Raw genomic sequence first — 21,354 nt, forward strand, 5'->3', positions numbered from 1 at the left:
TCGCCTCTTTTATAGCTTCATCAAGGGATTTGATTTTTATTTTGCTTCTTTCTTTCCTCAAATAGTTCCTTTATCATTTCACTCGTTTTTGAATTATCGATCGCATGTCTTACCGCAACCTCGATCAAAACGTAAAAGATAAAAAGGCCGAGTATTATTAGCAGGATCGCTCCGATGATCATTCTATTTCTCCTCGCTTATATTGTTCCGTTTTCTTTCTAATTTTTTCAAATAAAAGTACAGGCTGAAAAACACGCCGCCAAGGACCGCCAGAATTAGCTTTATCATGACATTAATCGAAAGGCCTTCCCCAAGATAACGGAGTGCTTTCTCGCCAGTGCTTACTTCTTTTTCAAAATCGATCACATATCCTACCCCAAAAATATCAGGCATGCTAAATACCAGATAGAAAACAACACTGAGTAACAACACATTTCGTATGAAGCTTTTCATCATTCCGGCTCCACTCTATATTATGTTTTCCGCATTTGTTTTTACAGAGGAATCGTAACTTAACAGATTCCGGTACAGCAAGGGAACGACCATAATCCATATACAGACGAGGACAGATCCGATCAGCATAATTTTATCGATGGACATGCCGAAGCTTATCACAACTGAAGTAAGCCCGAGGGAAACAGGGATCAGTCCCATTGAAGAAAACGTTAGCAGACTCATCACCCGCCCCATCATCTCTTCTTTCACTGAGCTCTGGATCAAGGAAACAACCGGGATATTGGCCATAGGCAACATCGCGCCGAAAAGGGCAACGCAAATCAGGCTCTGCCATAAAACACTGGTGAAACTTAATAGGGCAAAAAAGATGCCAGCAAATAAAATACCTGTCAAACCAAACTTGATACGGTTGTGCTTAATGTTCAACACCCCGACTGCTAAAGAACCAAGCAGCATTCCCCCTGCCATACTTCCTTCAAGCCAGCTAAAAACGAGCGAATCGCCGTGAAGGACGTTCTTGGCGAACAATGGCATCCCCATCTGCATCGGCCCGACAATGAACAAATTCAACAAGACCGTTACCGAAAAAAGAGCAGTCAAGAAAGAATGTTTTTTAACGTAAACGATTCCCTCTTTTAAGGAAGCAAAGAACTTCTCATCTTTGTCCGATGCTCCTCCCTCTACGTCATATCTTGTTTTAATCATATATGTCAGGATACTGCCTGTCAGCAGTAAGATGATCGTCGTAGTAAATGCGACTGTATAATCACCGAAGGAAACGAGGAATCCGCCAAGCATCGGACCTAAAATAAAGGACGATTGATTCGTCATCTGGTTGATCGAGTTTGCCCGCGTTAAATTTTCTTTATGTACGATTTCAGGCATGATCGCCCCGCCTGCTGACCAGAAAAACGCATCAAGCACACCGAATAAAAGCGCGAAACCGACGAATGTCCATATATTGATCATCCCGGTAATCAAAATAGCAACTAGGAACACAAGTAAGATGGCTCTGGTAAAATCCGACCAGAACATAATCTTCTTCTTGCTGAACCTGTCTGCAACCACTCCTCCAACAAGCATAAAAATAAGCCTCGGAACACTTGATGCGATAAAGATCAATCCAAGCGAAGCTTCCAAATCCAATACTTTAACCACATACCATGACTGCGAAAACAAAAAAACGGATATCGCAAAGCTTGAAGCTAACCCGGCGATCCATAACAACAAAAAGTTCCGATTCTTCCAAACCGACTGATTCAACCCCCAACACCTCCGACATGTATTATACCAGAAATAACCAGATAATCTGTCGAATCTTCAGAATCCTTCCATAATTCCCTCCCTATTATTTTGTTAATTTTCATCAGGAACATTTCAAGAATGCAGCAGAAAACCCTTTAAGGGCACCGCTTTATGGAGTTATCCACAGTTTTTGTGGGGTCAGACCCCCGTTTCGCTATCAGCCTAAAGGGAAAAGGAGAGTGTAACTAGTTAAAGGACGAAGGATGGATGCTTATGTGGAATGCCCTATTATGGGGGGCTGTTGCAGGCTCCTCTATTTTGTTAGGAACGGTTACTAGCTTTTTCGTTCCGATGAAGCAAAGGATTCTTGGATATATTATGGCTTTTGGAACAGGAGCGTTGATCGCTGCAACAAGCTTTGAGCTTTTGTTGAAATCAATTGAATCGAGCGGGCTTCTTTCAACCACGATCGGTTTTCTAGCCGGCGCTGGTATTTTTACAGCTTTTGATTGGTACCTCTGGAAAAACGGGGCGAGAAAACGGAACCGTTCAAGCGGAGGTTCAAGCAGTGGTGTCGGCTGGGCAATTTTTGTTGGAGCTATTATGGATAATATTCCAGAGACAGCCATGATCGGTGTGAGCCTTATCGGTAACAACTCTGTTAGCTGGGCTTTACTCGCTGCCGTTTTCATCAGTAATTTTCCGGAGGGGCTTTCCAGTTCCAGCGGGCTGTTGGAGGATGGATATTCGAAAAAGAAAATTTTTCTCTCATGGACTGCTGCTGTTATTATCACGGCACTGAGCTCCCTCGCAGGTTATGTTTTCTTGAATGGAGCACCTGACCAGGTCAGAGCCATACTTGGTTCTTTTGCAGGAGGCAGCATAATCGCAATGGTCTCCTCCACCATGCTGCCTGAAGCTTATGAAAAGAGTGATCCTACTATTGGACTAATTACAGCCCTCGGGCTGCTGATAGCGTTAGCTTTAAATACGCTATAAAGAGCGTAACGAGTAGGCTTTCGATGAAAGCCTATTTTTTCACATCACCATCAAGATTGTTTTAAATTAAAATGATTGTGTTTTTCACCTTTTAAAGTAGGGAATTAATTTTTTACATTTGAAAAATACGGAGGTTAAGTTATGAGTAAATACCATATTAGCAAGGAAAAGATAGATAACATAAAGCAACATGCCCAAGGTAAGAAAGGAATGGTAACGTCTGCCCACCCTATCGCTTCACAGGTGGGAGCTGATATTTTAGAAAAAGGAGGAAATGCTGTCGATGCAGCAGCGGCTGTCCAGTTCGCATTAAATGTTGTAGAACCGATGAACACCGGGATCGGCGGCAGCGGATTCATGATGATTCACCATGCCAAAACTGATCAAACCTGTATGGTGAATGGGCATGCACGTTCTCCTAAAAAAGTGGATAAGGATATTTTTCTAGATGAAAACGGTGAAGTTGAATCATTCCGTGAACGCTCTCTTGATGCAACTGCTGTTGAAGTACCCGGAGTATTAAAGGCGATGGAAACCGCGTTAGAAAAGTTCGGGACCATGTCCCTTGCCGAAGTCATCGATCCTGCTATCGCCTTAGCGGAAGAAGGAGTTCCGGTAAGCTCTACTCTAGCGGCGCATATTGCCATTTTCCAGGGACAAATTACTGACCTTGCGAAAAAAACGTTCCTGCCAGAAGGAAAAACGCCAAACATCGGGGAAAAAATCGATCTTTCAGATCTTGGAAAGGCGTTCCGGCTAATTCAAGAGCAGGGTTCTGATGCCCTTTACAATGGGGAAATCGGCAAAGCGCTAGTTGAGACTGTACAACAGGATGGCGGCCTTTTGACGATGGATGACCTTCGCAATTATGAAGCGCAAATCCAGGAGCCGGTATGGGGCGAATATAGAGGGCACAAGATTGCATCTGCTGCTCCTCCAAGCTCTGGCGGGACAATGGTCGTTCAGTTGCTGGAGTTATTAGAAGAGCTTAATGTAACAGATTATGACATTCATTCCTGGGAAAAGTTTTACCTGGTGGCAGAAGCAATGAGACTTGTCTATGCGGATAGAGAAACGTTCATGGGTGACCCAGAGTTTGCAGATATTCCAGTGGAAGGACTGCTGCATCCCGATTATATTAAAGAACGAGCGAAGGAAGTGAAATGGGAGTTTTCCAATCCGACCATTCATTATGGAAACCCATGGAAATACCAGGATGGAGAGCCACAGCTTAACGAACGCGGGGGGAAGGAAGAATCCCCTGAGACCACTCATTTTTCTGTAATCGATTCGGAAGGAAACGTGGTTTCCTGTACCACAAGTCTTGAGCGACCGTTCGGTTCAGGATATATCGTCCCTGGCTATGGATTTATGCTTAATAATGAGCTAACTGATTTTGATCCGGAACCAGGCGGCAATAATGAAGTGCAACCCCGGAAACGATCGATGAGTACAAAGAGCCCTTCGATATTGTTTAAAGACGGCAAGCCTGTACTGGGATTAGGTTCTCCTGGAGGGCCAACGATCATTTCCTCTGTCGCCCAGGTTATCCTGAACGTCATTGGATACGGAATGGACTTAAAAGATGCTATCGAGGAACCAAGGATTTATACAAGCAAATATCCAATCTTAATCTTTGAAAAAGGCATCCCAGAAGAAGTATTTGAAAAGCTTAAAGAAAAAGGACATCGTTTCGACAAACATGCTGCACAGCTCGGCAATGTCCAGGCAGTCCACATCGACCAGGAAACCGGCACTTACTATGGTGCAGCTGACTCCAGCCGCTCAGGCGGAGCTGTTGGGATCGATTGATGCCGGGGGTCTGACCCCACAAATTCTGTGGATAACTCACAAATACCTGAGAGCTCTGGAGTTTTTTTTCAGGGCTCTTTTTTGTGGTGAATAATGGTTGACACTGATATAAAATATGCGATATATTTCTGATTAGTCAGAAAATAAACTTTGTCTTGACGAGGTGAAACGTATGCCAATTCCAGAGGGATATTCCTCCCCGGTCCGGTTGTCGGCAAAAGAAAAGGCCTTTAACCAGCTTCAACGGTGGATTATCGACGGCACGCTCCTTCCAGGGGAAAAAATCTATGATGCAGAAATAGCGGAAGCACTCGGAGTTAGCCGCACGCCTATCCGGGAAGCACTTCAACTGCTTCAAATGCAAGGATTTGTGGAGATGCATCCCGGCAAAGAAACAAGGGTTACCTCTTTAACCAGAGAGGATGTTCTTAAAATTTACCCGCCTCTTGCATCTCTCCAGGCTCTTGCTGCGGAAATCGCAGCCAGCAAAGTTACGGAAAAACAAATTGATGAATTGAAAAAAATTAACGCTGATTATAAAAAAGCTATTCAAAATGAAGAGCCGTTCAAAGCTCTGGAACTTGATGAACAGTTTCATGCAGTTATCGTAGAGATAGCTGAAAATCCTTACATCTCAGATTTCTCGTCCATACTCCAACTGCATATCCGGCGATTAAAATATGTTTTCCTAAAACAAAAAATGACAGGCAAAGACGAATCGCTGCATGAACATCAAAAAATGCTAACTTCTTTTCAAGAAAGGAACGGCAAAGCGGCCTCTTCATATATGAAACAGAACTGGCTTCGTCCAATGCAAGAGGTATATAACCTTCTAAAATAATGGAAAACAAATATGAAAGGGATGCGTGAATATTGAATACGAAAAAAGAATCTCAGGGAAACGCTATTTACTTTTTGCTTCTGCTCGTCCCCCTGTTCTGGGGAGGCGCTTTTGGTGCGGCCAAGCATGTGATCACTGAGATCCCCCCTATTACGGCCGCCACCCTCAGGTTTGGGTTTGCCGGTTTACTCTTGCTCCCTCTCGTTCTCATCCGTTCGGAATGGCGGTTTGAGGTTATTAAAAAACGGTGGATCGGGCTTATTTTGATGGCAATAACCGGCATTTTTGCTTATAACGCTTTTTTCTTTATCGCGCTCGAATATACTTCTGCGATTAACGGTTCACTTGTTATGGCAACAACACCGGTGTTTATGACGCTTGGAGCCGTTCTGTTTTTAAAAGAACAATGGAGCAAACGGATCGGTTTCGGATTATTACTTTCCCTTTCAGGTGTCTTTCTGGTCATTATGAAAGGCTCGCTCCAAACTCTTTTATCCCTATCTGTTAACATGGGAGACCTGCTCTTTCTTGCAGCTTTATTTTGCTGGGTCGTACACGGATTGATCGGAAAAGTTGTGATGAATGGCGTTTCCCCATTGTTAACTACTACATTCACAACTATTGCCGGATCGGCTATGCTGGGAATCTGGTCCCTGTTTGAAAACGGCTGGTCCAGCGTACCATCTATGTCAAACCAGTCCTGGGCGGAAATAATCTATATGTCTATCTTCGCAACTGTAGTCGCGTTTCTTCTATGGAACCGTGGAATCTATCAGGTTGGCGCAAGCAAATCCAGCATGTACATGAATCTGGTCCCTATTAACGCAGCATGGATCGCCGTTTTATTTTACGGATCTGTTATGGAATGGCAGCAAATCGCCGGTATGATCATGGTATTAACAGGAGTGTACTTTTCTGCATCCAGCAACAAACAAACCGCCAGACCAAAGCAACACAAAAAAATATATCAATTAAAGCAGCCCCAACCGCATAAACTCAAACTCTAAAAGTTATCCACAAAAACGAGGGGGTCAGACCCCTTCAGATGTTTAATTATTTTATCCTCCCCTCCTTTGCAATTTGTTATATAATATTTTTGAGGCGGATGGATAGGAGGAGTTATGGCAAAACAAACAAAAAGCAAAGTAGTGTATAAACAAACACGCCAAACAGAGGTCACCCTGTGCGTTTTCGGTGGATTATCTGGCATTTTTGGCAGCGTTTTTTATTTTATTTTCGAATTGGATATTGTCCACCACTCCTTTTTTCTTCTCTTTCTTCCAGCTTTTCTCTGCTCGATCTGTGCGATTTATATTTCCAGGCATCTAGATTACTCAACTACTTCATCCGCTTATATATTGATCGGCTGTTCGATTCTCGGATTAAGTTGTATCGGCTATTACTACCTGTTCCCCTCCGTTTTACTATTTTTGTGTGCGGGTCTTTGCTTATTTAAAAAAGACAGAAAAATCAAATTATTATAAAGTTAAAGAGGACCCGAAGTAACGGATCCTCTTTCAACATTCCTTTTCTATTCCTTGCTTATGCCATTAAGCTTAAGCCAGTCTTCAAAAAAAAGATTGTCTTCCATATCAAAATAATCCTTTGTAAAAGAAACGAATTCCTCTGTCGTAACCTGGCTGTATTTATACTTATTATAATAGGCCTGTAAAAACTCCCTGGCTGTTTTGGTTCCTTCGTACTTTTTAAACAAGCTCCATAATTTATCGGCAGGCTGTCCATAAACAAAAGCAGAGGCAGTTTGATCGTAAGAGTAAGCAGGCAAATTAGACGGCTGTGGCTCAAACCCTCTTCTTTCAGCAACTTTTAGCCTCAAGTCTAAGATGCGTCTCGCTTCCTTTTCCGTATTGTCCATTTTGTCCTTCCAGAACAGCACCGTAGCAAACTCTGTGATCCCTTCATCCACCCATGGATCACGAACTGGATCATTGCTGATAATGCCGTAAAACCACTGGTGTGCTACTTCATGGACAACCGTGTTTTGGAGGTCTTTATAATAGTTACTATGTGCTTTCGCCTGGACAATCCCCGGGTATTCCATCCCGAGTGCAAGGTCATTCGCAAGTAAGATATCAAGTTGTTCATCTGGATAAGCCCCGATGTTTTCTGTATAATAATCTACAGCCTTTTCAGCGATATCGGCTGCAAAATTAATTAAATCCTTATGTTCTTGATCGCTGAAAACCCGAATTTCAATGTCCCCTGCCGATCTCGTGACCATTTCATCCCCTTTTAAAAATGCAAGGTACACTTCTTTCACATTCTCGACAGAAACTTCTCCGCTGTTCTTATTCAAATCAAAGTCCTGCCCGGCAGTACTGACGATCGAATAACCTTTTGGCGCTTTTGCATTAATCGTAAAGTCCGAAAATCCTGTATGGTAAGATTCATAGTTACTGCTATATGGGACCTGGTTCCATTCCCCGTTCTGATATGTGGGCAGCATCGGATAAGCCTGTGCAAGGTGAAAGTTATCGCCATCCCTGTTAAATCTCATGCTGCCTGAAGGGACGGTGAAATCATAATCGATCGTTACTTTCACTTTTTTTCCTGGCTCTAATTTCTCATCAAGGTCGACTTCGAGCTGGTCTCCTGTTAACGTATACTTAGATTCTTTTTCGTTCAACTTCACGTTTGCGATATTGGCCGTTGCTGTTCCCTGCACACTTTCAGGTTTATTGCCCTGTGTGAAAGCGTTAGGAATAAAGTAGAACTGTAGATGGTCCCAGCTATCCCCTGAAGCATTTTCCACTTCTATTTTACTTGAAGCTGTAAAATGGCCCTTTTCCACATCATCGAGGACAAATGATAAATCATACTTGCTTTTTGCCCCATTCAGTAAGCCTGCCTGTTTCGGCTCATTTTTTAAAAAGAAAGCCCCGGCTATGACTGCCAGTATAACAACAAGCAATAAAACACTACTCTTTTTCATCTTTTCCCCCTTTAACCAAACTGGCTGAGATTCCTTCGCAGGATGTATAAGGATTCTTCATGAAATTGGAAAAAACCTTCAATCTATTTTTATCCTTCCTTATAAGCCTATTGGCACGATGCTTTATCTTTTAATAAATCCTTTGGAGTTCAACTGGTAAAAATTGATTATTTACACATCCTTTGTCACTCTTTTACAATTGGGGAAACTTTTTTATTGGAGGCTTGAAAATTGAAACGGGAAATCTTCCTTTTGCATGCTGTTTCTTACCTCGTCCCTCTGCTTCTCATCCTTATACTGCTTAAGTCTATGTAAACATGTCTATGTAAATATTCTAAGCACAAAAAAGGGGCCACAAGTGCTCCTTTTTTGTGGCCGATCTACGATAAAAAATCCTTCCGCTTACCTTTTTCTCTTTGTACGACCGTTAAAATAGAACTAAAACCTTTATCCCAAAAAGATTTAATAAAGATGCCAACGAAAAACAATCCACCATTTGATAGAATCGCTCTCCCTGATCTTCCTTTTTAAGTTATAATTGTTTAAAATTGTTAAAACAGCAGGGGGAAAAGTTATGGAACTTCTTCATGGAAAAGTGAACGCATCCCATGAAATTCCTTATACTCTAATCAAGCAGGGAAAAGTCTCTTCCAAACTGGGGACCATCTTACCGGGGATGGGCTATACCGTACAGGCACCGCTGCTTCATTATTCAACACACTTATTACTTTCAAAAGGCTATGACGTGCTTCATGCAAACTATAATTACAGGGAAAACGAGACTTATTTATCTCAATCTGAAGAAGAGCAAGATGAACAAATTTGTGGTGACATAACTACCGTAATGAATGAAATAAATAGTGAAGCTGCATATAAAGAGCATTGTTTTATCGGCAAATCGCTGGGTACCGTTCCTTTAACCAACCTTCTTTTGACTGACGATCGGTTCCATAAATCCAGATCAGTTTTTTTAACACCTCTTATTCATGAGGACACTTTATATAAGGAGATGCTGAAAATCCATCAACAATCTCTCTTTATCATCGGAGATAAAGACCCCTGCTACCGGAAACAGCGTTTTGATGAACTGACATCTAAGTCCAATAACTCCTCCTTACTGATTGAAGGCACGAACCATTCCCTTGAATTTGAGGACAATTATATCGCTTCACTCCAGGCTTTAAGGCAAACGCTACAAAGAATGGATGCATTCCTTTAACATAACATCAGGGAAAGACTCATAAGTGTCTGGCACTTTGCTTTTGAGTCATACCCGTTTCCTCACTCCTATTTTGAAACCCTGTACTTCTGTCTTTTGTATATTGCTTTTCCAGCCAGGATGCAACACACCCTTTTACTTCTTCCATGATCGGTTAACTCTTTGTTTTCTTTGCCTCTGTAATTTAAGAAACCCTCCATGTTATCAATTGTCCTGAATGCGAGCATGAATCCCTGCAGCTGCTTCCTCTCACTGAGCGCACTGCCCCATGATACATCCTCCACTGTGCCCGAAGACAATAATGCTCTTCGCTTTATGGCTGCCGATACATGATTTTTCTACATAAAGAAGGAGGAAAACAACTTTATATTGAATGACTTATAGCTGCTAAATATATAAACAGAGGTGCCGAATATGCTACAGACAGAACGAATAAAAGAAAGCATCGCATCGTTACAGGATTGCAGGAACATCACACCTATTAATAAAGGTTATTCCGATGATCAAAAATTCATTTTGGACTATGGAGACCGCCGCCAACTGCTTAGAGTCTCCCCTTTAAAAGCCTTGCCTCAGAAAGAAAACGAGTTTTATATTTTAAAAAATGTACAGAAATTCGGCACCATGTCTCCTGAACCGATTGATCTCGGCAGAATAGAACAGCTCGACCTCTGTTATATGATTGTTAGTTTCCTGGACGGAGAAGACGCGGAGGAGGCACTCCCCAACTTAACCGAAGAAGAGCAATACAATGTTGGTATAGATGCTGGCAGGGATCTCAGAAAAATGCACCACTACTAAGCCCCGGAATCAATGGACTCCTGGTACTCCCGAAAATCAAGAAAAAATCAGGCCTATATGGATGCATATGAAAATTGTGATATTAGAATCGAGAATGACAGCCGAATTTTAACATTTATCGAAGAAAACATTCGTTACATGAAGGGCAGGCCGAATCTGTTCCAGCATGATGACTTTCATCCAGGAAACCTGATTGTTAAAGATAAGGAATATGGAGGAGTGATCGATTTCAACCGCTATGACTGGGGAGATCCTATCCATGAATTCTTAAAGCTTGGCCTTTTTGCGAGGGAAGTCAGTGTCCCGTATTCAATCGGGCAGATTCATGGTTATTATGGAGATAACATTCCCGAAGGTTTCTGGCGATTGTATTCGCTTTATTGTGCCATGGCTGTATTGTCTTCGGTTGTCTGGTCACTCCGGACAATTCCTGATCAGGTTGATAGTATGCTTGAAAAGCTTCATTGCCTGCTTGAGGACCACCGCTATTTTGAAGACCCCACACCACGATGGTACCAGGAATAATAAAAGAGAGGTTGGTTTTATGTATTGGTTTTTATCATTATTAGTAGCCTTGGTGCTCAGCTTTATTATAGTGCTCTTACCGTCGCCTTTAGCCGGTATGCTGGGGTTCACAGTGATCGCTGCTACCCTTTTTCGAATCTGCTTTTATATGTTAGATATTCGCAGCCGAATCGGCCCTGAAACAGATCGAGTAGAGCAAGCTTACCAGAACTACTTAGAGGAAAAAAGAAGCGAGAATCATTAGAACGCAAAAAAAAGTGCAAGGGGAGAGCCTTGCACAAAAGCGTAAGTTTTTTCTGCCGCAGTTAACAAAGCGTTAACCAAGTATAATCGTACCATGGAATTGAACATTGTGGATGGTGTAAATATTGGAAAACGCCCCGGCGTGATGGAGCTTGAATTTTATAGGTCATATGTTCCGCTATTTCTTTAAAAAAGCTCTTTTTTAATTATTATAGGTCATATGTTCCGCTATTCAGGTTTTTAGATGGCATTTCATCTTTATTTACTTCAAATAAGGCACCTGATGACCTTTAAAATCCTGAAACAGGGCTTTCAGCTACAAATAGAGGAACAAATGACCTCATCCGGCTTCACGCATTCTCCAAAAACCCGGATGCTGCCAGAATCCTTCGAACTTTTCACCAACATGCAGTTTTCTAAAGAGCTTTCACCATTCCCCCGTCAACGACGATCGATTGGCCGGTCAAATACGTATTGGCACCGGATCCAAGGAACACCACAGCTTTTGCAAATTCCTCCGGTTCGCCATATCGTCCCATCGGAATAGAGTTTTCTGACTTCGCTCGGACGTCTTCAGCAGAAAGTCCAGCTTTCTCGGCATTGGCCTGGTCCAGTTCAGCTACCCTGTCAGTGGCGATTTTTCCGGGTCCAACCGTGTTTATAAGAATGTTATACGGTGCGAGCTCCTGTGAAAGGCTCTTTGCCAGTCCTGCGATTCCCGCTCGAAAAGTGTTAGATAGAATCAAATTGTCCAATGTTTGTTTGATAGAAGAGGATGCGATGTTAACGATTCTTCCTTCCCGCTGCTTTTTCATATAAGGCAACACTTCACGAATCACTCGAATAAAGCTTAATAGATTTAACTCAAACGCATTTTGCCAGTCTTCGTCCTGAAACTTCTCGAACGTCCCTGCCGGTGGTCCTCCCGCATTATTGACCAAAATGTCTATCGTACCGTTCTGTTCAGTTGCTTTCTGGACCATCTGTTTGATTTCTTCTGGCTTCGTGATATCGCATACAACATGATTCACATTCTTGTTTCCGCTCTCTTCTTTGATCTCACTAACCGCTTTTTGAAGCTCCTCTTCTGAACGGCTGGAAATCATCACATGAGCGCCTTCCTTCGCGAATTGCAGTGCTGTTGCTTTTCCAAGCCCTTTGCTTGCCGCGATCACCAGTACCGATTTTCCCTCTAACTTAAAATCCATTCCTATCGCTCCTTTTCATGATTTACTTTGTAGTTAGTTGTAATTAGAATAGCATTTTTTATAAAAACCTTGTTAGAAAACGACTCTTAAAGAATGGAATCCATTATAAGATCGAAAAGGCGGTTTTATATTCCCGGTGCATTTTGCCTAAACAAGTTTATCACTTTGTCAGATTTCCTTTCCTATATAAAAATCTTTTTCCTGTATAATAGATAAGAGATTTCTAAGAGGAGACTGACTATGAAACGAATCTCATTATTACTGGTAATCATATTCCTGCTTTCTGTCACTGGCTGTGCGGACAAGGACGGCCAGCAGTCAGAGAAGCAACCAAAAGAACATACAGATCTTACCGTCTCTGCCGCTGCCAGCTTGCAGGACGCCATGACAGAAATCAAAAAGGATTTCGAACAAGAAAATAAAAACATCACCCTGTCCTTTAACTTCGGATCCTCCGGGGCTCTGCAGCAGCAAATTTCACAGGGGGCGCCTGTCGATGTGTTTTTTTCCGCTGCGGAAGACAAGTTTAACAAACTGCAAAACGAAGGGCTTATCAGCAAAAAGATTGATCTAGCGAAAAATGAAATTGTCCTGGTCGTGCCGGCAGAAAACTCTTCTATAAACAATTTTCAGGACATCGTGAATGCGGATAAACTCTCGATCGGCATCCCGGAATCAGTGCCGGCTGGAAAGTATGCGAAACAAACGCTGGAAACGTTAAATCTGTGGAATATTGTAGAGGATAAAATGGTGTATGCCAAAGATGTGCGGCAAGTGTTATCCTATGTAGAAACCGGAAACGTCGAGGCTGGAATCGTATACAGAACCGATGCTGAAATTTCTTCAAAGGTAAAAGTAGCCGCAACGGCTGATGAAAGCTCCCATACGCCGATCGTGTATCCGCTGGGGATCATTAAAAACACGAAGCACAGTGGACAGGCGCAGGAGTTTTTCCAATACATGCAAACAAAACCGGCGATCGAGATTCTTAAGAAATACGGATTCGATACCATTAAATAATGATAGGCCCTTATTAGGCCATAACAAAAGAGAGCTCACGTAGTACGGGCTCCCTTTTTTCATGCTGCCGTTTAAGCTGCTTTTTCAACTTTATAAGGAATATCCCAGTTCTGTTTCCGGAACGTTTTCACATAATAAACCACCATTCCAACCAGGAAAGGAAGACCGGCGATCATTGCGATAAAAGTTCCCTGTTGCAACTCGCTGAGTGATGCTACTGCACCAGGATCACCAGGAAGAAACATGAATATCCCCGCAATAAGATTGTTAAGACTGTGGCAGGCAATCGATACCCAGAGATTTTTTGTTTCGATATAAAAAATAGCCAGTAAAATGCCGCCCATAAACTGCCCGACAAATCCTTCATTCATATGTAAAGCCGCAAAAATCAAGGATGATATCACAACGGAAGTTTTTAAAGACAGTTTTGCTGAGAGTTTATGCAAAAGGATTCCCCTGAATAAAATTTCTTCCACGAATGGTGCGATGAGCACGATAGTAACGAGCTCGATAATGATACCTTCAAATGTTTCTGGTGTCTCTTCAACAGCGTTAAATGTATCGAGAACCCAGTCAGGGAACACTAACGATACGAAGTAAAACAATGTAAATATTGCCCAGATCGAAACCAGAACTTGCATTAAGGTCAAACCAGCATATTTTTTCCAGGATACCGGTCCACTGCTTCTTCCGATCAACTCCGATAATCCGATATCCGCTTTCTTTAACGAATAGACGATCCATAGAAAATTAATCAGGTAAAAATAAATTGAAAAAGCAGTACTGCTAACCTCTTCATGCCGGAATCCTGCCAAATCCAGTCCGATGTCCGCGATCGCAAACAAGATAAACCCGGCTACCATCCATAAAATCAACTTCCAAAACTTAATCTTCCTAAAAGGATTCTCCAATGCTCATATCTTCCTTCCTCCACTCTACTTCCATTTAATGGTACCACACTTTCGATATAGGACATGGTTGTTTTCGTAAATTTCTTACAAATGCGAGAGAATCTGGTAAACTATTTTTATAGAAAAGAGCAGGGGCAAAGGGAATGGAACTGATACCGATCAACGATAAAATCAAAGACCAGGTTGAGCAGTTTTTCATCACTCACTGGGGCAGTTCAGAGATGGTTATTTCAAGCGGGATTTATCAATGTGACCTTTTAGAAGGATTCGCCGTATTGAACGAAGAGGGCAAAATCATCGGATTGGTGACTTACATTTTTAAAAACAGAGAATGCGAAATCATCTCTCTTGATAGCATCCTGGAAAACAAAGGAGTCGGAACAAGCCTTGTAAAGGCTGTTGAAAAAATGGCTTTGGAAGCAGATTGCACACGGATCAAACTAATCACCACGAATGATAACATCCATGCGTTGCACTTTTATCAAAAAAGGGGCTATGTCCTATCTGCACTGTACCGAAACGCTGTAGAGAAAGCACGCGAACAAAAACCCGAAATCCCGCTTATCGCTCAAAACGGAATTCCGATCAGAGATGAACTTGAGCTGGAGAAAAGGTTTATTTAATACCTTCTTTTCTTTAAAAATTTCCCTTCTATTCTTTGAGGGCATCTTTAACAGAATTTTTAATCGCCACTTTGTTTTCAAACTGTATTCCGGACCTCATAATTATGGGAGCAATTCTGGCATTGATCCCTGTCACGATCGCCCTGCAGCCTATTAACCTGATGGCATCCACTATTTTCATTAAAAAAGTAACTAGCGAAGTTTCTACCTTTTTCATATAAGACAAATCGATGATTAATAAACTTAAATTTAGCCGGTCAGCTTCTACGAGGACTTTGTTCAGGTACTTCCGGGTCTGGCTTGTTTCGATTTCCCCCATCAAAGGAAGCAATGCTGTTGTTTCAGTCAAAACAATGATCGGAACTTCCGGGTCTGCTTTTTCTTCAACATTTTCACGCTTCCGTTCAACAAAAGCTGTTACGAAATGTAAGATATACGTATCCAGTAAAAAATGGACTTCTCTTTGTGAAGCCTCTTTGTTCATATCACTCATTCGCTCCAGATAACTTTTTCTAAATTGGGATAAGAACCGCAACTCCATCAGCGGAGATAAAGCCGTCTCTGCCCATGAATTCCCGACATCCTTTGCCAGTTGGCTAAGACGTTCACTGTCTTTGCTCATTATGCACTTGATTAATTCTTCAAGTCTATCTACGAAAAGATCTTTGCTTATATGAGAATAACCGCCACTGTTAAAGTAGTCACCAGAAGACTTAAATATCGCCTCTTTCAAAAAGATTGTTTCTTCTTCATTGAAAAGTGGATTTGCCCGCTCAATGGTTTTTCCCATCCATTCCCCTCCGCTCTGTTAATTGGTCAATGGCACATCCTTGCATCTCACTTCCCCTGAAAGTTATCGTCAGTTGTACTTACTTCTGTTGCAGCAGTAGCTACGCCTATCAATTCAAGCCGGTCGTTAAAAAGAGGATGACAGTATACGACATATGAACGAGAACCAGTATCTGTAGGAAATGGTATTGTTCTTCTCAATGGCGTTTGTTGATCGATCACATCTTGTTTTAATCGCTGGAGTGCCAGCGTGCCAGCGTTCCTGTTAAGTTCGTCATCACGGTATCCAATAGGGTCATCTGCTCCAAAGTTGGGCGGGTTAAAAATCCATGTGTACCTTAAGTCCATATCGCAATGGGCAAAAACCATCGGTGCATGGCCAAGTGCGGAAGTAAACGGATTAGATTCCAAATTAAAAACAGAGTGGTGAAAGCCAATGAGATCGGCTAATTTCTTAGCGACTTCAACACCCGGGTTCCGTTCCCCGCTTTCGATAAGCGCATAATATCCCCGGTCAATAAAAACCTTTAAGGCAACCTCTTGTTGCGTTAGCTTCTTATGTTTCCTTAACCTGGTGAGCCAATGTCTTTTTTTACTCATTTTACGAACCCCTTAATCTTGTTATTCTAAGCTGAAAGGTTATTACCTTGTTTCTTAATAGACACATTCTTAGCCGAATTCAAGTCTACTCTTCCATTTTACTACAGCCCATATGAGCCAATCCTTACTACTATTATGGAATCATATTTCTTAAAATAAAAAAAGGCATTAACAAAAATGCCCGGCATATACCGAAAAATCAATATTTCTCTTTATGAACAACTACTTTGTTCTGGTGACAGAGCCGAAACATTTTGCTGCCAGTCTTGTTAATAGCCGCACGGGTTTCTTGCAATGTTAAATAAAAGACCCCAAAAAAAGAAGCACCTCTAAAAAAGAGATGCCGCAAGGGGGTTGGTGCAAATAACTTAATTCCAATATTAGAACAAACGTTCCCTAATGTCAATCCATTTTCAAATCTTTTTTACTATATTTTTCGATAACTATAAATTTAACCAGTAATTTTCAGACCGACCGCAGCGATCACAATACAGGAAATTAGCACAATCCGCTTGATATCTCTGTTCTCATTGAAAAAAGCCATTCCAACCAGGACACTACCCGCCGTGCCGATCCCTGTCCATACTGCATAAGCAGATCCAACAGGAAGTGTCTTCATGGCGATTGAAAGCATATAGAAACTGGCACACCCAAATAAAAAAGCCGAAAACATTGGTTTGATCTTTTTAAATCCTTCTGCCATTTTCAAGCTGATGACTCCGCCAACTTCCGCAAAACCGGCAAAAACTAAAACGATCCATGCCATTGATATCACCTTTCCTATCTGGAAGAATCCGATTGGGGCTCTTCTTCTTTATCTGTTAGTTTCAAGCCAATTATCGCGCCGATCATCAATAAAATGAAGAAGACCTTAAGAAAGCCTGCCGATTCTCCCATAAAGATCATCCCTATTACAGCGGTTCCTGCTGCGCCGAGTCCGGTAAAAACTGCATAAGCTGTTCCGATCGGCACTGTTTTTAACGATTTTGAGAAAAGCCAGAAATTCACGATGATCATCAGGATAGTAAGAATACTAATGAGAGGCCTTGTAAAGCCTTCTGAGTATTTTAAGCCGATCACCCAGACAACCTCCGTTATCCCCGCTAAAACAAGATAAAGCCAGGCCATTTTCCTTCCCCCTCTCGTTATCGCTTGATGCCTTTCCAAAAGACCTGCCATGAATGCTGTAATCTCCTTTTATGTTCAATTTCCGGATAATAAAACACCTGCTCAAAGGTTCCGTCCATTAAACAATAATAAGCATCGAGCACTTCTTCTGTATTTTCTTGAATTATGCCATCTTCCTTTAGTTCTTTTAATATCGCAAGAATTGTACCTGTCATTTTTTCTTCAGATGCTAAAAATTTTTCTTTGAGCTTCTCTTTCAACGTCTCATGCGGAAACAGCATCATCCTTTTCCAGATCAATCCCAATTCTTCATCACGCAGGTAATCGGTGTTTTCTTTTAAAAGGATAAAAAGCTTCTCCTCCGCCTGCCTGTTAACTAGCTTATTAGCCACTGTCTCAAAGTAAGCGATATAATCTGCCATCACCTTGTCGATGACTGCTAAAAAGATATCTTCCTTATTTTTAAAATGGGCATAAAGTGAAGGCTTTTTGATTCCGACTCGGCTAGCAATTTCCGCTAACGAGGTTCCCTCAAACCCTTTCCTTGCAAACAGTGACAGTGATACAGCTTTGATCTTATCAGCTGTGTTCTGCGAAGTTTGAACTTCCACAACATCACCTTCCTAACGGTCGTTAGTCAACTATAACATAGAACGGGCAAGCCGGAAAAGTGTATGCTTGGAATAAACCTTCTCACAGTTTTAAGAGTAGATAATATGAGCCGAATTTACTCTGGTTTTGTTCCTTTCCCCGTTGTCATAAAAAGTTATAAAATAAAAGTGATCGTATGCTTCTATAAACAGACATGTTTTAAAAAAGAATTGATAGGGTATTATACATCTTAATTTGTGTCCCAGAAAAACAGGATTTAGTATTGAAGATTCTGTTAATTTCTTGATTTTCTGCTTATTTTTTACTAAGATGATAAAAATAGAAAAAAATGGGGTGTTCGTGTTGACAAAAGCTAAAGTAAATGACGTAGTAGAGTTTGACGGAATCAAAGGAAAGGTCATTTCAGTTCTGAACAATACGGTGATCGTTGATACTGAAGGGTTCGAAAATTCTTTCCAGCCTGAGGAACCGAAGCAGGTTCTTGCACATGATGAGTATAAGGTTGTAAATAAATAATCTACTAAATTATATAACAAGCGGCAGCCAGAATTGGCTGCCGCTTTATTGTTGTAGAGAAAGAGCCTTTTTTAGGGAAGAGAAAAGGTGCCCAGCTACAGGGTTATCTTTTAACACCAGGAAAAGTGACTGCATACCCCTCAAGGAAAAAAGTTCCATAACTTAAGATCTAATCGCGTTGTTCATTTTCCATTTTTGGAATAAAACGGGATTTTTTGCTTATTTTTTGTATTTTAAAATGAACTATTTGGCTCAAGGAAAGCTTTGCCCTCCGAAAGAACTTTTGTTAATGAGACTAAAAGGAGGGATTTTTTTGAAGTTAAAACACATCTTGAAAAGAGCTTTTCAAAGTATCACTGTTGCTTCGTTAACTGTTTCCCTGGCACTTCCAGTTTCTGCATCCAGCATGGACCCTGGTGAATTTGCAAAACAAAACGGCGCCTACACCCCTGCTGGAAATCCTTCTGTAACCATCGATCATTCTGCAATTGCTGCCAGGAAAAAGCTGAAAGACAAGGATGTTCTTGGGCCTGTCGATCCTGCTTATACGATGGATGTTTCCTATGATTCTGAAAACCACCATGTCTCAGGAACAATGAACGTGACGTTTAAAAACAATATCATGGATAACCTTGAAAACCTCTATTTTAACCTGTGGGGCAATGCCGAAACATTTGCTGAAAACGGCGGCGGTATGGATGTTGCTAACATTAAAGTGAATGGCAAGAAAGCAGAGTATGAAATGAATGGCACTTCCCTACATATTAGCGGACTTTCCTTAAAGGAAAATAAGCCTGTGAATGTGGAAATGGATTTTGAAGTGAACCTGCCCGAACAGCAGGACAGGTTTGGATGGTACAAGGACACAGTTTCGATGGGAAATTGGTTTCCGATCCTGTCCGTTTATGATGATGAGGGATGGAACGTAGATCCTTATTATCCTTACGGGGAAGCCTTCTATTCTGTATCCGGCAGCTATGATGTAACTGTTACGACGGAGAAAGAGCAGGTTATCGCTGCAACCGGAACGGAAATCGGACAGCCGACGGTCCATGGAGATCTTGCAACCCATCGCTATAAAGCATTTAATGTTCGCGATTTTGCGATGGAAATGAACCCGAACTACCATGTTATTTCTACAAAGGTAAACAACGTAGATGTAAATGTGTACTATTCAGATGAACATGCAAAATATGCTGATGCACTTCTAGAATCAGGTGCTGAAAGCATTCAGCTTTTCAGCGAAAAATTTGGCAAGTATCCGTGGCCTGAACTAGACGTTGTAACGATGGAGGGCTGGTTCGGGGGAATGGAATACCCTCAGCTCGTTATGATCAGTTTTTCAGGAGAGCGCTCCCTTGAATGGACGAAATCGGTTAACGCACATGAGATCGGACATCAGTGGTTCTATGGGATTATCGGAGACAACGAATATGACGAACCGTGGTTGGATGAATCCTTCGCAAGCTTTGCAGCATCCCTCTATGACGGGGAACTGGATAGCCTTGAAGTACCGCCTGTACCGGATGAGTACTATCATCTTTCAAGCCCTGTTTCCGATTTTACAGCAAGAGCTTCTGAAGGCGGAATCAATTATTATTACTGGATGATTTACGGATATGGATCGAGCACCTTGAACGATCTTCGCCAGGAACTTGGAGACAGCGTATTTTATGAAGCGATGAGAAGTTATTTTAAAGAGCAGAAATTCGGAGTTTCTTCTACGGAAGAATTCATCAGTGCCATGGAACGGTCGTCCGGCATGGACTTAAGCGAATTTTTCAACAGTCACCGTGTGTTCGTATCTGACCAGCAGTAATCCTTTCAGCCGCTCTTACCACGGAGCGGCTGAAAACTTTTTATCACAAAATTGCTTTTCTCACTGCCCATTCCTGGTGTGTTCATGGCACACATCCTCTGTTTTGGTACTTTAGCTATAGACTTTTAAATTTTTACTTGCTACTCTTGGAACAAAGCTTTTTAATAATTTTCAGAAGCATGATTCGAATTTAATAAGCTTTTTCTTGCAATTCGTGTTTTAATAACGTGAAAATCTCTCTTTTACGATATAATAGGGCATAGAGTGTTTTTTGTTTAAAGGAGTGTCCCTCTAGTGAATGATGCAGAACTTAAATTACTGATCGAAAATCGCGAATTTCATCATGTGTTCCAGCCTATACGCAACCTTTCCGACCGATCTGTTTTTGGATATGAATTTTTGATCAGAACATCCAAATTCGAAAATCCAGAAGCACTTTTTACCTATGCTAAAAATAAGAATATGCTGATCGACTTAGATATCGCTGCTATTTTTAATGCATACATAACTTTTGAAAGCTACCAGCAGGAATTTATGAACGCTCGTCTGTTCATCAATATCTACCCATCCACACTTACAGATCCGGATTTTCTAAACGTACTGGAAAGCCTGCAATCGCTTAAAGCTATCTCACACGTCAAGAATGAGCATGTCGTTTTTGAAATCAACGGATCTGAAGATATTCCTGATTTTTCTGCCCTGAAAAAAGTGGTTGCACTGTTGAAGCAAAACAACTATCTTGTTGCGCTTGATAACGTAGGAGAAGGTCGTTCATCGCTCCGTGCATCACTTGAGTTAGAGCCTCATTTCGTAAAGCTTGACCGGTACTTTTCGAAGGATCTTGCGAACTCTGAAAAAAAACAAAAGCTGATCAAATCGCTGCTTGGCTTTTTTGACGGAAAAACCACGACGCTCGTCGTAGAAGGCTTTGAAGAAGGATGTGACGTAGCAGCCGCAAAAGAAATCGGTGTACAGCTTGGGCAGGGTTATTTGCTCGGCCGTCCAAAGTTAAGTCCATAAAACACTCTTACAAT

At 41.6% G+C, this 21,354-nt stretch carries 24 protein-coding genes and 1 pseudogene; 13 read left to right on the forward strand and 12 right to left on the reverse strand.

The genetic code is table 11. The features are described 5' to 3' along the window. Positions 1 to 20: 20 nt before the first annotated feature. Genes FCL54_RS24000 through FCL54_RS11980 form a run of 3 tightly spaced genes read right to left on the reverse strand, consistent with a single transcriptional unit; the run spans position 21 to position 1,719 of the window. Positions 21 to 182, reverse strand: a complete 162-nt coding sequence (locus FCL54_RS24000) for a hypothetical protein (RefSeq protein ID WP_171016810.1) — start codon at positions 180 to 182, stop codon at positions 21 to 23. Position 183: 1 nt separating this feature from the next. Beyond that, on the reverse strand, positions 184 to 453 hold the full coding sequence (locus FCL54_RS11975; RefSeq protein ID WP_138126710.1) for a hypothetical protein: 270 nt from the start codon (positions 451 to 453) through the stop codon (positions 184 to 186). Positions 454 to 468: 15 nt separating this feature from the next. Further along, positions 469 to 1,719 (reverse strand): MFS transporter, encoded by a 1,251-nt coding sequence (locus FCL54_RS11980; RefSeq protein ID WP_138126712.1) that lies wholly within the window; start codon positions 1,717 to 1,719, stop codon positions 469 to 471. A 255-nt stretch (positions 1,720 to 1,974) separates the two neighbouring features. Between FCL54_RS11980 and FCL54_RS11985 the strand changes: the two genes are divergently transcribed. From FCL54_RS11985 to FCL54_RS12005, 5 genes are all read left to right on the forward strand, one after another. Continuing rightward, a complete protein-coding gene (locus FCL54_RS11985) occupies positions 1,975 to 2,700 on the forward strand; it encodes a ZIP family metal transporter (protein WP_138126714.1) in 726 nt (241 codons plus the stop codon). A gap of 141 nt (positions 2,701 to 2,841) precedes the next feature. Continuing rightward, entirely contained in the window at positions 2,842 to 4,512 is a 1,671-nt protein-coding gene (ggt, locus tag FCL54_RS11990; protein ID WP_138126716.1) for a gamma-glutamyltransferase, read from the forward strand. Between the two features lie 172 nt (positions 4,513 to 4,684). Further along, on the forward strand, positions 4,685 to 5,353 hold the full coding sequence (locus FCL54_RS11995; protein ID WP_138126718.1) for a GntR family transcriptional regulator: 669 nt from the start codon (positions 4,685 to 4,687) through the stop codon (positions 5,351 to 5,353). A 32-nt stretch (positions 5,354 to 5,385) separates the two neighbouring features. Next, positions 5,386 to 6,360: a DMT family transporter gene (locus tag FCL54_RS12000; RefSeq protein WP_138126720.1), complete on the forward strand. Its 975-nt coding sequence runs from the start codon at positions 5,386 to 5,388 to the stop codon at positions 6,358 to 6,360. 114 nt (positions 6,361 to 6,474) lie between these two features. Further along, positions 6,475 to 6,837 (forward strand): hypothetical protein, encoded by a 363-nt coding sequence (locus FCL54_RS12005; RefSeq protein ID WP_138126722.1) that lies wholly within the window; start codon positions 6,475 to 6,477, stop codon positions 6,835 to 6,837. Between the two features lie 47 nt (positions 6,838 to 6,884). Here the strand turns inward: FCL54_RS12005 and FCL54_RS12010 are convergent, their stop codons facing one another. Then, positions 6,885 to 8,306, reverse strand: coding sequence for a M1 family metallopeptidase (locus FCL54_RS12010; protein WP_138126724.1), 1,422 nt, complete (start codon positions 8,304 to 8,306; stop codon positions 6,885 to 6,887). Between the two features lie 574 nt (positions 8,307 to 8,880). On the opposite strand from FCL54_RS12010, the gene FCL54_RS12015 reads away from it, so the two are divergent. Further along, on the forward strand, positions 8,881 to 9,525 hold the full coding sequence (locus FCL54_RS12015; protein ID WP_138126726.1) for an alpha/beta family hydrolase: 645 nt from the start codon (positions 8,881 to 8,883) through the stop codon (positions 9,523 to 9,525). Positions 9,526 to 9,544: 19 nt separating this feature from the next. On the opposite strand, the gene FCL54_RS24620 is transcribed toward FCL54_RS12015, so the two are convergent. Next, entirely contained in the window at positions 9,545 to 9,673 is a 129-nt protein-coding gene (locus FCL54_RS24620; protein ID WP_281281369.1) for a hypothetical protein, read from the reverse strand. 266 nt (positions 9,674 to 9,939) lie between these two features. On the opposite strand from FCL54_RS24620, the pseudogene FCL54_RS12025 reads away from it, so the two are divergent. Beyond that, a pseudogene (locus FCL54_RS12025) lies at positions 9,940 to 10,851 on the forward strand (aminoglycoside phosphotransferase family protein). 19 nt (positions 10,852 to 10,870) lie between these two features. Further along, on the forward strand, positions 10,871 to 11,095 hold the full coding sequence (locus FCL54_RS12030; protein ID WP_138126730.1) for a hypothetical protein: 225 nt from the start codon (positions 10,871 to 10,873) through the stop codon (positions 11,093 to 11,095). Between the two features lie 415 nt (positions 11,096 to 11,510). Here the strand turns inward: FCL54_RS12030 and FCL54_RS12035 are convergent, their stop codons facing one another. After that, entirely contained in the window at positions 11,511 to 12,302 is a 792-nt protein-coding gene (locus FCL54_RS12035; RefSeq protein WP_138126732.1) for an SDR family oxidoreductase, read from the reverse strand. 240 nt (positions 12,303 to 12,542) lie between these two features. Between FCL54_RS12035 and modA the strand changes: the two genes are divergently transcribed. After that, complete coding sequence (gene modA / locus FCL54_RS12040; RefSeq protein WP_138126734.1) at positions 12,543 to 13,322, forward strand: molybdate ABC transporter substrate-binding protein; 780 nt, start codon at positions 12,543 to 12,545, stop codon at positions 13,320 to 13,322. 71 nt (positions 13,323 to 13,393) lie between these two features. On the opposite strand, the gene FCL54_RS12045 is transcribed toward modA, so the two are convergent. After that, entirely contained in the window at positions 13,394 to 14,233 is an 840-nt protein-coding gene (locus tag FCL54_RS12045; protein ID WP_138126736.1) for a CPBP family intramembrane glutamic endopeptidase, read from the reverse strand. A 143-nt stretch (positions 14,234 to 14,376) separates the two neighbouring features. On the opposite strand from FCL54_RS12045, the gene FCL54_RS12050 reads away from it, so the two are divergent. Further along, a complete protein-coding gene (locus FCL54_RS12050; RefSeq protein ID WP_138126738.1) occupies positions 14,377 to 14,856 on the forward strand; it encodes a GNAT family N-acetyltransferase in 480 nt (159 codons plus the stop codon). Between the two features lie 28 nt (positions 14,857 to 14,884). Here the strand turns inward: FCL54_RS12050 and FCL54_RS12055 are convergent, their stop codons facing one another. From FCL54_RS12055 to FCL54_RS12075, 5 genes are all read right to left on the reverse strand, one after another. After that, a complete protein-coding gene (locus FCL54_RS12055; protein ID WP_138126740.1) occupies positions 14,885 to 15,646 on the reverse strand; it encodes an STAS domain-containing protein in 762 nt (253 codons plus the stop codon). A 47-nt stretch (positions 15,647 to 15,693) separates the two neighbouring features. Continuing rightward, on the reverse strand, positions 15,694 to 16,245 hold the full coding sequence (locus FCL54_RS12060) for a helix-turn-helix domain-containing protein (RefSeq protein WP_138126742.1): 552 nt from the start codon (positions 16,243 to 16,245) through the stop codon (positions 15,694 to 15,696). A 451-nt stretch (positions 16,246 to 16,696) separates the two neighbouring features. Continuing rightward, positions 16,697 to 17,011, reverse strand: a complete 315-nt coding sequence (locus FCL54_RS12065) for a DMT family transporter (protein WP_138126744.1) — start codon at positions 17,009 to 17,011, stop codon at positions 16,697 to 16,699. A 14-nt stretch (positions 17,012 to 17,025) separates the two neighbouring features. Further along, complete coding sequence (locus FCL54_RS12070) at positions 17,026 to 17,373, reverse strand: DMT family transporter (protein ID WP_138126746.1); 348 nt, start codon at positions 17,371 to 17,373, stop codon at positions 17,026 to 17,028. Between the two features lie 17 nt (positions 17,374 to 17,390). After that, positions 17,391 to 17,984: a TetR/AcrR family transcriptional regulator gene (locus tag FCL54_RS12075; protein ID WP_138126748.1), complete on the reverse strand. Its 594-nt coding sequence runs from the start codon at positions 17,982 to 17,984 to the stop codon at positions 17,391 to 17,393. Between the two features lie 343 nt (positions 17,985 to 18,327). Between FCL54_RS12075 and FCL54_RS12080 the strand changes: the two genes are divergently transcribed. From FCL54_RS12080 to FCL54_RS12090, 3 genes are all read left to right on the forward strand, one after another. Further along, on the forward strand, positions 18,328 to 18,501 hold the full coding sequence (locus FCL54_RS12080; protein ID WP_138126750.1) for a DUF2187 family protein: 174 nt from the start codon (positions 18,328 to 18,330) through the stop codon (positions 18,499 to 18,501). Between the two features lie 313 nt (positions 18,502 to 18,814). After that, complete coding sequence (locus FCL54_RS12085) at positions 18,815 to 20,320, forward strand: M1 family metallopeptidase (RefSeq protein ID WP_171016811.1); 1,506 nt, start codon at positions 18,815 to 18,817, stop codon at positions 20,318 to 20,320. Positions 20,321 to 20,614: 294 nt separating this feature from the next. Beyond that, positions 20,615 to 21,340 (forward strand): EAL domain-containing protein, encoded by a 726-nt coding sequence (locus FCL54_RS12090; protein ID WP_138126754.1) that lies wholly within the window; start codon positions 20,615 to 20,617, stop codon positions 21,338 to 21,340. Positions 21,341 to 21,354 lie beyond the last annotated feature (14 nt).

The sequence above is a fragment of the Exobacillus caeni genome, from assembly GCF_005747095.1.
In the GTDB taxonomy this organism is placed as follows: Bacteria; Bacillota; Bacilli; order Bacillales; family Guptibacillaceae; genus Exobacillus; species Exobacillus caeni.

Excerpts from the sequence above, each read along its gene's own strand:
- FCL54_RS24000 (WP_171016810.1), bottom strand. The coding sequence starts at position 182 with ATGATCATCGGAGCGATCCTGCTAATAATACTCGGCCTTTTTATCTTT.
- FCL54_RS11975 (WP_138126710.1), bottom strand. The coding sequence starts at position 453 with ATGAAAAGCTTCATACGAAATGTGTTGTTACTCAGTGTTGTTTTCTAT.
- FCL54_RS11985 (WP_138126714.1), top strand. The coding sequence starts at position 1,975 with ATGTGGAATGCCCTATTATGGGGGGCTGTTGCAGGCTCCTCTATTTTG.
- ggt (WP_138126716.1), top strand. The coding sequence starts at position 2,842 with ATGAGTAAATACCATATTAGCAAGGAAAAGATAGATAACATAAAGCAA.
- FCL54_RS11995 (WP_138126718.1), top strand. The coding sequence starts at position 4,685 with ATGCCAATTCCAGAGGGATATTCCTCCCCGGTCCGGTTGTCGGCAAAA.
- FCL54_RS12005 (WP_138126722.1), top strand. The coding sequence starts at position 6,475 with ATGGCAAAACAAACAAAAAGCAAAGTAGTGTATAAACAAACACGCCAA.
- FCL54_RS12010 (WP_138126724.1), bottom strand. The coding sequence starts at position 8,306 with ATGAAAAAGAGTAGTGTTTTATTGCTTGTTGTTATACTGGCAGTCATA.
- FCL54_RS12015 (WP_138126726.1), top strand. The coding sequence starts at position 8,881 with ATGGAACTTCTTCATGGAAAAGTGAACGCATCCCATGAAATTCCTTAT.
- FCL54_RS24620 (WP_281281369.1), bottom strand. The coding sequence starts at position 9,673 with ATGGAAGAAGTAAAAGGGTGTGTTGCATCCTGGCTGGAAAAGCAATAT.
- FCL54_RS12030 (WP_138126730.1), top strand. The coding sequence starts at position 10,871 with ATGTATTGGTTTTTATCATTATTAGTAGCCTTGGTGCTCAGCTTTATT.
- FCL54_RS12035 (WP_138126732.1), bottom strand. The coding sequence starts at position 12,302 with ATGGATTTTAAGTTAGAGGGAAAATCGGTACTGGTGATCGCGGCAAGC.
- modA (WP_138126734.1), top strand. The coding sequence starts at position 12,543 with ATGAAACGAATCTCATTATTACTGGTAATCATATTCCTGCTTTCTGTC.
- FCL54_RS12050 (WP_138126738.1), top strand. The coding sequence starts at position 14,377 with ATGGAACTGATACCGATCAACGATAAAATCAAAGACCAGGTTGAGCAG.
- FCL54_RS12055 (WP_138126740.1), bottom strand. The coding sequence starts at position 15,646 with ATGGGAAAAACCATTGAGCGGGCAAATCCACTTTTCAATGAAGAAGAA.
- FCL54_RS12060 (WP_138126742.1), bottom strand. The coding sequence starts at position 16,245 with ATGAGTAAAAAAAGACATTGGCTCACCAGGTTAAGGAAACATAAGAAG.
- FCL54_RS12065 (WP_138126744.1), bottom strand. The coding sequence starts at position 17,011 with ATGGCATGGATCGTTTTAGTTTTTGCCGGTTTTGCGGAAGTTGGCGGA.
- FCL54_RS12070 (WP_138126746.1), bottom strand. The coding sequence starts at position 17,373 with ATGGCCTGGCTTTATCTTGTTTTAGCGGGGATAACGGAGGTTGTCTGG.